General features: G+C 66.8%; 2 protein-coding genes. Both read right to left on the reverse strand.

Annotated features, from left to right (window positions below):
• A partial coding sequence (locus tag AB0D12_RS41145) for a helix-turn-helix domain-containing protein (protein WP_362695177.1) occupies window positions 1-189 on the reverse strand: 189 nt, incomplete at its 3' end.
• A gap of 52 nt (window positions 190-241) precedes the next feature.
• Entirely contained in the window at window positions 242-1288 is a 1047-nt protein-coding gene (locus AB0D12_RS41150; protein WP_362695180.1) for an IS110 family transposase, read from the reverse strand.
• Between the last annotated feature and the right edge of the window lie 988 nt (window positions 1289-2276).

Below are 2276 nucleotides of genomic sequence, written 5' to 3' on the forward strand. Positions count from 1 at the left end.
CTCCCCGGCGTGCTCTTGCCGGTACCGGCTGACCCAGGTGCCCAGCGTTCCCTCGTTCACTTGTATCTCTCGGGCGACCTCGGCGATCGGGCGGGCCCGGTCGACCAGCATCGCGATCAACTGCTCGTCCGACGTGGCCGCACCGATCGACCCGACTACGGGCTCTTGCTCGATCGTCGTCTCACTCACTTGGCGTCTCTCCTTGATCAGCAGATCCGCCGTTGATTAGCGCCTCTGTGTGTCAAGCAGCTGCTGCGAGTTGAACTCGCTGATCTCGTTTCATGATCCGGTAGACCACGTTGGAGAGGCGTCGTTTGAGGGCTCGGCGGGCTTCGGCGGGTGTCTTTCCTTCGGCGATCTTGCGGAGGTAGTACTCCCGGCCGCGCCCGTCGTTACGGATCTGGCAGACAGCGATGATGTGAAGCGCGCTGTTCAAGGCTCTGTTACCCCCGGTGTTGAGCCGATGGCGTACCCGTTTGCCGCTGGAGGCGTCCAAGGGCGCGCTGCCGACGTAGCTGGCGAAGTGGTGTTCTGCCGGGAAGCGGCTGATGTCGCCGACGTGGCCCAGGAGCTTCGCAGCCAGTACCGTGCCCAGTCCGGGCAGCGACGTCAGGCTGGTTCGTGCGGCAGCGAGAGCATCGCGCATCTGGGCCTCGTTGTCCTTGACCTGCCGGTCAAGCCTGCGCAGGTCGGCCAGCAGATCACGAGCGATGTCCCGGCGGCAGTGGTCCGTCGCAGTGGCCGGCCGGATGCCCTTCATCAAAGTCGCGGCCTTCTCTGCCGACAGCCGTGTGGGGGCGCCACCGGGCAACAGGTCGCGAAGGACCGCGTGGAGACGGTTGACGATACGGGTCCGCTCGCCGGTCAGGTCGTCGTGCCGCTCGGTCAGCAGCCGCAGGATCGTGGACTGGTCCTCCGCGGTGACCTTGCGCAGATCAGTGCGGAAGAGCGCGACCTGGGCCACGTGGAGAGCGTCCGCGGGGTCGGTCTTCCGGTCCCCGCCAGTGGCCAGAAGACGGGCCCTGGCCGACAAGGTGGAAGGCACGTCGACGACATCCTCGCCCGCGGCGGCCAGCTGCTGAGCAAGAGACCGACCGAGACCGCCGGCGCCTTCGACCGCAAACCGGCGCCCCGGCCACTGCGCGCACCAGTGCAGAAGCCGACCGAAGGTCCCGGAGTTGACGACGAACCGCCGCTGACCAATCTTGTGGCCTGCTGCATCGACAGCGACAGCGACTGCGGTGTGCGAGGACTTGTGGGGATCGATCCCGATGATGATCACGCGCATCCTGACCTGGCGGCTGACGGGCAGAAATGTGCGGTGGGCACTCTGACTTGAAGTAGCAGTCACAACATTCATGCCTCTGTCGAGCCACACCGCGCGGGTGCCGGACGGCGGCGGCACGCTAATCATGAGCCAGCCCGCAGGGCGGCAAGACACTACACGAGCCCGTGCCGACCGGCACCCTGGACGCTACGGCTGCAGACCGAGCGCCTGCGGTCGATTCAACAAGTCAGACACTCTCCGCTCACGGTGATGCTCGTCGCAGACATAGAAGAGAGGGGCTCAGGCCCCGTTGATAACGGCCGGACTGAAGAGGTTCACCGGCTTGCCGGTGTGGAGCCAGCGCAGGGCCCCCGGCCCCCGATCTGGGCCGCAGGCAGGTTCAGGAGGGGTGAGGCCGAACTTCTCCAGGGGGACCTGCCGCTCGAACTTCGTCCGAAGCAGGCGGCGTTGGGAGGCAACGCTCTCGCGGCGGGTGATCTCGTCCCGGCAGAGGACTCGGAAGGAAATCCACGCCGCACTCGCCCCGGACGTTCACCAGGGCACCCGCAACAACCGCGACCACGTCGGATCAGCGATCCCGCTGCATCCGATCAACTGCCGCGATCCACTCGGCAGGCTCCCCGCACGCACCCGCGACACGTACGCCGCCGAGCCTCCTGGGGTCGGCCTTCATCCCCCGGAAGGACTCGACCTCACCCGCACCTCGCCCCCCGTCCGCGACATCCTCGACGACATCCGCCGATCCCACTTGCCGGCCGTAGGTGAAGTGGGCGTGCGGACAAGCGCGCTCTCCAGTCGGCGAGTACATCGCCGTCGTCGACGTGCGCAAGCCGGCCTCGCTCTGGTCCTCGAGGCTGTCAGCCGCCGGTGATGCCACCGCCGAGCCCAGTCATTGAGGTCTTTCAGCGTGGCTACCGATCGGGTGATGCCGACGGGGTGCGCAACGCACGAGGTTCCCGTGCCGTTGGGGGAGGTGTTCGAAGTCTCA

Source organism: Streptomyces sp. NPDC048479 (assembly GCF_040651435.1).
Taxonomy (GTDB): Bacteria; Actinomycetota; Actinomycetes; order Streptomycetales; family Streptomycetaceae; genus Streptomyces.

Excerpts from the sequence above, each read along its gene's own strand:
- AB0D12_RS41150 (WP_362695180.1), bottom strand. The coding sequence starts at position 1,288 with ATGCGCGTGATCATCATCGGGATCGATCCCCACAAGTCCTCGCACACC.